Here is a 7,606-nt window from a genome sequence, read left to right on the forward strand (position 1 = left end):
ATATCTCTAATTGCAGGCGCTCTGTTTGTTGTTGCTTTATTATCTCAGAAAGAGATAAAATTCACAAAAACAGATTTGCTGGTAGTGCTTTTTGCAATATGGTATGTTATAAATGAACTATACAACGTCAATACTTATGCTCCAAAAGGTTTAATAATATTTAACCTTTTGCTATGGGGATTGGTTTACATGTTTGTCAGACAATTATCCGGAAATCCTCTGTTTGTATGGGGCGTAGTCGTGGTATGGATGGTAGTGGTATTGCTGCAATCTGGGTTGGGACTGATGCAATTGTATGGGTTGGAGAGGTCGTACCATGGATTGTTCAGTATTACCGGAACCTTTCACAATCCCGGGCCGTTTTCTGGTTTTGTTGTTAGTGGGGTGCCGTTGGCGTTGGGAGTTATTTGTTACTTGGACAGTTACACTGAGAATCACGGATATAGCACGGAGGAGCACAGAGGTATATATTTAAAGTGGTTCAATGTTAAAATTCCGTTCATTACTATTTTTAGATACTCAATACTGGCATTGGCATGGATAACTCTGATAGCATTATTACTGGTACTTCCGCCGGCCCAATCGAGAGCAGCTTGGATTGCAGGCATTGCCGGAGGTTTATTCGTACTTGCAGGACACCCTGTGCTGTTAGCCTTTAAAGATAATCTGAGAAACAAGTTTTTATCTTTAAGAAAACCCTTACGCATACTGCTATTAACCGCCATTTTGCTGCCCTTAGCCACAGCAGTTTTTGGCCTCTATACTATGAAACAAGGCTCCGCCGACGGTCGCATGCTCATGTGGCAGGTTACCGCCCAACTAATAAAACAACGCCCCATAACCGGACACGGCACAGGTGCCTTCAATGCGCTTTACATGAACGAGCAGGCCAACTGGTTTTCAACGGGCAAAGGCACAGAAGCACAAGCCATGAGAGCCGGAACACCAGAGGCTCCTTTCAACGAACCACTTAAACTCTGGCTTGAAAAAGGTCTTATTGCAATGCTATTGGCCGGAGGAATTCTTTATTTTATTTTCGTTACCAACATCAAAACTTCAAACTTTAAACCTCAAACTTTAAACCCTGAACATAGAAACCCAACCCACCTCTTTCCCCCTAACCCCCTGAAAGGGGAACCCCAAACGCACCCCCTTAAACTCATATCCGATAAATTAAGCATAGAAACATCAAGCCTTGAACTTCGAACCTCAAACCTCGAACCTCAAACATTGAACTTTAAACTTCAAACTTCACACCTTGAACATAAAACCTCAAACATAAAACTTAGAACTTTTTTCGCAGGCGCTTTAATATCCCTACTAACATTCAGCCTCTTCTCCTACCCTTTCGACATCAGTTCATTTATTCTGCAACTGGTCATTCTGGTGGCGTTGTTGGCCGGCACAAACAGACCATTGTTTAAGATAAGGGGAAGAAAAGTCCTGTTTTTAACACTACCTGTTACCATAATTCTAATTGCTGCAACCATTCATTTCATCCCGCTACGCCAGCTTCATTATCAAGCAATGAAAACATGGCAACAGGCAGACCGGTTCTACAGTTTTGGAAGTTACAGTATAGCAGCAGAAGCCTACGAAGAAGCCTACTCTGTTTTGAAAACCAACGGACTGTTCCTTCAAATGTACGGCAAAGCCCTCAGCATGGACGAACAACACCATAAAAGTAACGAAATACTAACAATGGCGCAAAAACGATACAGTAACCAAATCATTCAAAACACCCTTGGCGACAACCACAAAGCCCTGGGCAATTACCCCGAAGCCGAAGCGGCATACACCAAAAGCGCAAACATGATACCATCATTACTATTACCAAAATATTTACTGGCCAAACTCTATAACGAAAGCGGCCAGCACCATAAAGCACAACAAACAGCCGAAGAAATCCTCAACAGCCCGGTAAAAGTGGTGTCGTCGGCGACAAGGGAGATTATTCAGGAAATGAAGAAAATAGTGAATGAATGATAAGTTTAAAGTTTGAAGTTTCAAAGCCGAAACATAGTAAAGTTCCGCAAAGCGGAATAAGAGTTCACATTATATAACCTTGAACATTAAACCTTAAACTTAAAACATATTTTTTTCTGGGAAAAAGAAGAGGAAGCCAAACGCTCGCCAGCTCACGCTTCCTCTTCCGACTCCCCTAACATAAAAAAGAAAGGAGGTAATGTGACAAAGATAAAGTTTTAAAACATATTACGGTATCTGTTCTATTCAGTTACAAAAATGTACCTGCCAGGCAGTGATGCATTTCTATTAAAAGTTTTAATTCAACAAGCTGTTTGTATAAGCAGCTAATCTTTAAACAAGTAATTTTTACAACAATGAAAAAAAAGTTAATTTTTGCAATAGCAACAGTTTTTTTTGCAGTAGCGACTGTGTTTAATATGAATATGGTACAAGGTAATGATGCCGGGGATGTTATGATAGAGAGCATCGCGGTGATGGCAAGAGCACAGTATGAAGGTGCTGTAATACTTGATTTTCGACATAATAGATTCACCGTTTGCGTTAGAGGAGGAGGCAGGTGTATTGTCAGCAATCAAGATCCTTGCCAAGCAGGATATTGCTAAGCAATTGAGTAAAGGTAGCCAGGACAGCTGGCTACCAATTTCCCATTTTATTGTTAAATTTTAAAATATCTTCTATGCTTAAATATAAAACATTTGTAATTTTTACTTTGATTGTTCCGGTTTTGTTATTATGCCTAATGCTATCTTGTACAAAGACTTCTAACATTGAAGACAGAAGCACGATAATTAGATTATCACCTGCTAGCGATAAACAACCGATGTCAAAGTTCATAGATTCGGTTAAATATATAAGATTAGCAGCACCAAGAAATATTTCTATTGGAATGATACAAAGTGTAGTGTTTTTTGATGAACATTATTATGTATTGCACACGCCAACAATGCCCTCTTTAACAGTGTTTGACATAAATGGCAGATTCGTTCGAAATATTGGAAAATTTGGCAGAGGACCGGGAGAATATCTGTTCATAAATGATTTTGCTATAAACCATGATGACAAGATGGTTGTATTAATGGATGATAATGCTCAAAGAATGCATTACTACACATTAGAAGGAGATCATATTGACTCAAAAGTTCTGCCATTAAGCGCTGAATGTATATACTACATGGATGGCAGTTATGTTTTTTGGATGGCAAATTTATATGATAGAGTACTTAATGCAGATGTTAAAAAGAGGTTCAACATATTTGTGTTAGACAGGGATTACAATACAACACATGGATTTCTTGAAGTAAGCAACGAATTCATGGGAGTTATGCATGGGTCTTTACCCAGTAGTTTTTCACCTTATGGAGGTGGCGTGAATGTTGTTGCACCCCTTAGTAATGATATTTACCATTATAAAGACGGAAGTCTTTTTAAAAAGTACTATCTGGATTTTGGACCTTTAAATTGCGATTTTCTAAGTGAATTACGCAAAGACCAAGGGGACAAAGGAACCTTTGTTTTTCGCTTGAGAAATACTGGAGCTACATATTACCCAAATCAATTTTTCGAGTTTAAAAACTATATGTTTTTTACATTTTTATCAGACAACAAAATGTATTCAGTTTTTTATGATAAAAAAAATGAGACATCCCATGTCAGTTTTGAATACCCTGAAGATGATATTCATGATGCAATTTTCGGACGTGCAGTAGGAAAAACAGAAACAAGCCTAATATCAGTAATAGAACCTCTTTTATTGATGGATGAAGAAGAAAACTTTCCTGCGAAACTGGATTTTTTAAACTTAACACCAAACAGCAGGCCTGTTTTAACAATATACAAAATGCGATAAAGCCTGTTTTTTTTACCTAATAGCAACACAATATGCGGTTAAACATAATATTTATAATTGTTGTATATTTATTTACAATATCCTCCTGCACCCAACCCTCCCAAACCGAAAAGGAGCTGAGGGAAGTGTTAAACTCACATCTCAACATTGAGATGTTCGAATCCTTGCTACACAAAGATTCAACAATATCATATAAACAGTTCAGGGAGGCACACAGTTATCTGTCGGTGATATACCTACAAGATGGCTGTAGCCCTTGTTACCCAAAATTTGTGGAGTGGCATCAAAAAATGGAGGAGATGGAAGATGTTCCGGGGCATACCCTCCTGTTTATTATTCAAACTGATGAGTATGACACATTTTTACATAAAGTAAATGAGTTAGATCAGAACATCGATAAAAAATATTACATCATCGTTGATCCCGATCACAAATTATTTATCAGTAACAATCAAATACCCAGCTGGATCATGAACAGCTCCATGCTAATTGATGAAGAAAACAAAATAAAAATGGTGGGAGCTCCGTGGGTTAATGAAGACATGAAAAACCTGTTTTATAAAACAGTGAGCAGTGATTAGGGAACCGGAGACCGGAAATAGGAAATCGGAGACCGGAAACCGGAAATCGGAGATGAAGCGTATCGGAATTCCGCACAGCGCAATAAACCATAAACTATAAACAATAAACCATGAACTATGAACCATAAACAATGAACAATGAACGGTGAGTCAAGAAAAGCAGGTTTGAGTAAGTAGTAATCAAAAAACAACGATGCGAATTAACAGTTTTAATAAAATAGTAATAAACATAAACAGCTTGCTGGTAGCAGTAATTCTATTAAATGGTTGTAACAACCACAACCATTTAAATAAACTTGATTTTAATGCCGATGGTGTTGTAATTCTGAACAATTGGTACATGGTAGGCCCATTTAACTATGACACAACGCAACAAAGTGCCTACCCCCGTTAGCGCGAGTTTGCAACTCGTGCACTCATTAGTCCATAAATATTTTACTTTTTAAAAATCATCAAACAACCCAAAATATCAATGAAACAGCACCTATTCCCATATATACTAATAATCTTGCTAACCTCCTGCTCCCAACCTTCCCAAACCGAGCAGGAGCTAAGAGAAGCACTAAACACAACCCTCAAAATTGATATGTTCGAAACCATACAACACCACGATTCGCTCATCACAATGCAACAGTTGCGTGAGAAATACAGTCATCTGTCGGTGGTCTATTTGCAGGATGGTTGCAGCCCCTGCTACCCTAAATTTGTGGAGTGGCATCAAAAAATGGAGGAGATAAACCATACTCCGGGGCATACCGTCTTATTTGTTATTCAAACAGAAGAGTATAATAGTTTTCTACGTAAAGTCAGGTCATTGGGAGAAACCATCAATGAAAAGTATTACATCATCATCGACCCCGATCATCAGTTTTTTACCAACAATAGCCTCCCAAACTGGATTATGAACAGTTCCCTTTTAATAAATAAAGAGAACAAAATAAAAATGGTGGGCGCCCCGTGGGTGAATGAAGACATGAAAGAGCTATTTTATAAAACTGTTGCCAGTGAGCAGTGAAACGGAAACCGGAAATAGGAGACCGGAGACCGGACACACCTCACCTCAACTATCAACTGTAAACTATAAACTTTGAACTTAAAGCTTAAAACTTATAACTTTAAACTTAAAATTCCCCATAAACTCTAAAAAAAAATGAAACACTTAACACCCATCCTCATCGCTTCTGTTTTATACGCCTGCTCCACCTCCTCCGCCGGTGATGCATCCGAATCTGAGGCCGCAGAAACTGCCCGGTTATCCTATGTAGAACCCACCACTACCCAGGTGGGAACCGTAACTGCCCAAAAGAGCAGTTTCGAGTTGGAGCTGGTGAGCAACGGCCGCCTGGAGGCACAGCGCAAGGCCGTGGTTCCGTTCAGGGTGCAGGAACAAATCAATGCCGTGCATGTCGCCGAAGGAGAGCAAGTCTCTGTGGGACAAGTGCTGGGCAGCGTCGATCCCTTCACCTATCAAAAACGTTTGGACGATGCACAAAACAGGTATTTGCAGGCAGTCATCGATTTGGAAGATCGTCTTTTGGGTTATGGTCATCAGCTCAGCGATAGTTCTAAAATTCCGGATAACATCATGAAAATGGCTCGCATCCGCAGTGGCTACAATGGAGCCGTCATTGCCGTGGAAGAGGCCAAACGCAACCTGGAGCAAACCACCATAAAGGCCCCTGTAAGCGGCGTCGTAACCAATCTGGAGGCGCGCGTGTACAACCCATCCGGAGCTTTTCAAAAATTTTGCGACATACTGGACTTAAACACCATGCATTTGGTATTTCACCTGCTTGAGACAGAACTTTCGGGCATAAAAACCGGGCAAACAGTAGAGCTCACACCCTTTGCCCTGCCGGGAGAAGCATTCAGAGGCATCGTCACCAGCATCAACCCCGCGGTAGATGAGAGAGGCATGGTACGTATCACCGCCACCGTTCCCAATCCCGGTCATCGCCTCATGGACGGCATGAATGCCCGCGTATTGCTAAAAAACTCAGTGCCTGACTGCCTCATCATCCCCAAAGAAGCTGTCCTCTATCGCCAAAACCGCCAAGTCGTCTTCATCTACGAAAACGGCAAAGCCATCTGGAAGTACGTCGAAACCAGCCACGAAAACTCCACCCACGTCACCATCACCGATGGCCTGGAAGAAGGCATGGAAGTGATTGTGGAGAATAATTTGAATCTCGCACACGAAAGCAACGTTACACGGAGATGATTTTGTTACACAGAGAGCACTGAGGAGGCACGGAGCTGCGCAGAGTTTTCTTTTAAATGTTTATCCGTGAACCTGTGTGTAATGATTTCTATCTACGAACAATCGTATAATTTAAAAAAATGATATGAAACATACCCATATTACTGAAAAGATCATAGGTTGTGCTATGGAAGTACACAAAGTCCTCGGGCCAGGATTACTCGAGTCTGCTTATGAAGAGTGTTTGTGCTACGAACTTCAGAATAAAGGGTTAAAAGTTTTCCGCCAATACCCGGTACCCATATCATACAAAGCGATTAAACTGGAATGTGGATACAAATTAGATTTATTAGTTGAAGATAAAGTAGTGGTCGAATTAAAAGTAGTTGAAGAGCTACACGAAGTTCATGAAGCTCAGATTCTGACTTATATGCGATTTGCTGAAAAACAGGTTGGCCTATTGATAAATTTTAATGTGAAATTATTGAAACATGGAATCAAGAGATTTGTGTTATAAAAATTGATGTAACAAAAAAAGTGACACAGAGATACACAGAGAATACACGGAGAGTCACAGAGAAAATAAAATATAAACTCCGTGTCACCTCAGTGTTCTCCGTGTAACAAAAATATAACAAAAGAAGATACACAGAGCCACACAGAGGATATCACTGAGATACACAGAGAAAAAATATAAACTCTGTGAAACTCCGTGCCACCACCGTGTTCTCCGTGTAACAAAAATATAACAAAAGAAGATACACAGAGCCACACAGAGGATATCACTGAGATACACAGAGAAAAAATATAAACTCAGTGAAACTCCGTGTCACCTCAGTGTTCTCCGTGTAACAAAAATATAACAAAAGAAGTGACACAGAGCCACACAGAGGATTTCACAGAGCCACACAGAGAAAAAAATAAACTCCGTGTAACACCGTGCTACCACCGTGCTCTCCGTGTAACAAAAATATAACAAAAGAAGATACA

At 40.0% G+C, this 7,606-nt stretch carries 8 protein-coding genes; all 8 read left to right on the plus strand.

Annotation, left to right across the window (positions count from 1 at the left end):
- Positions 1-1,986, plus strand: a 1,986-nt coding sequence (locus EV194_RS15560; protein WP_165921915.1) for an O-antigen ligase family protein, incomplete at its 5' end; no start/stop codon positions are given.
- Positions 1,987-2,342: 356 nt separating this feature from the next.
- Positions 2,343-2,591, plus strand: a complete 249-nt coding sequence (locus EV194_RS15565) for a hypothetical protein (protein WP_132435252.1) — start codon at positions 2,343-2,345, stop codon at positions 2,589-2,591.
- Positions 2,592-2,665: 74 nt separating this feature from the next.
- Complete coding sequence (locus EV194_RS15570; RefSeq protein WP_132435254.1) at positions 2,666-3,835, plus strand: 6-bladed beta-propeller; 1,170 nt, start codon at positions 2,666-2,668, stop codon at positions 3,833-3,835.
- A 32-nt stretch (positions 3,836-3,867) separates the two neighbouring features.
- Positions 3,868-4,416, plus strand: coding sequence for a hypothetical protein (locus EV194_RS15575; RefSeq protein WP_132435256.1), 549 nt, complete (start codon positions 3,868-3,870; stop codon positions 4,414-4,416).
- 193 nt (positions 4,417-4,609) lie between these two features.
- Positions 4,610-4,810, plus strand: a complete 201-nt coding sequence (locus EV194_RS15580) for a hypothetical protein (protein WP_132435258.1) — start codon at positions 4,610-4,612, stop codon at positions 4,808-4,810.
- Between the two features lie 78 nt (positions 4,811-4,888).
- Positions 4,889-5,431 carry a hypothetical protein gene (locus EV194_RS15585; protein ID WP_132435260.1) on the plus strand — a complete coding sequence of 181 codons (543 nt, stop codon included), beginning with the start codon at positions 4,889-4,891 and terminating at the stop codon, positions 5,429-5,431.
- Positions 5,432-5,566: 135 nt separating this feature from the next.
- Positions 5,567-6,637 (plus strand): efflux RND transporter periplasmic adaptor subunit, encoded by a 1,071-nt coding sequence (locus EV194_RS15590; protein ID WP_132435262.1) that lies wholly within the window; start codon positions 5,567-5,569, stop codon positions 6,635-6,637.
- 124 nt (positions 6,638-6,761) lie between these two features.
- Positions 6,762-7,133: a GxxExxY protein gene (locus EV194_RS15595; protein ID WP_132435264.1), complete on the plus strand. Its 372-nt coding sequence runs from the start codon at positions 6,762-6,764 to the stop codon at positions 7,131-7,133.
- Positions 7,134-7,606 lie beyond the last annotated feature (473 nt).

It is taken from the genome of Natronoflexus pectinivorans (assembly GCF_004345615.1).
Lineage (GTDB): Bacteria > Bacteroidota > Bacteroidia > Bacteroidales > Marinilabiliaceae > Natronoflexus > Natronoflexus pectinivorans.

Coding starts and splice junctions, on each gene's coding strand:
- EV194_RS15565 (WP_132435252.1), top strand. CDS start 2,343: ATGAAAAAAAAGTTAATTTTTGCAATAGCAACAGTTTTTTTTGCAGTA.
- EV194_RS15570 (WP_132435254.1), top strand. CDS start 2,666: ATGCTTAAATATAAAACATTTGTAATTTTTACTTTGATTGTTCCGGTT.
- EV194_RS15575 (WP_132435256.1), top strand. CDS start 3,868: ATGCGGTTAAACATAATATTTATAATTGTTGTATATTTATTTACAATA.
- EV194_RS15580 (WP_132435258.1), top strand. CDS start 4,610: ATGCGAATTAACAGTTTTAATAAAATAGTAATAAACATAAACAGCTTG.
- EV194_RS15585 (WP_132435260.1), top strand. CDS start 4,889: ATGAAACAGCACCTATTCCCATATATACTAATAATCTTGCTAACCTCC.
- EV194_RS15590 (WP_132435262.1), top strand. CDS start 5,567: ATGAAACACTTAACACCCATCCTCATCGCTTCTGTTTTATACGCCTGC.
- EV194_RS15595 (WP_132435264.1), top strand. CDS start 6,762: ATGAAACATACCCATATTACTGAAAAGATCATAGGTTGTGCTATGGAA.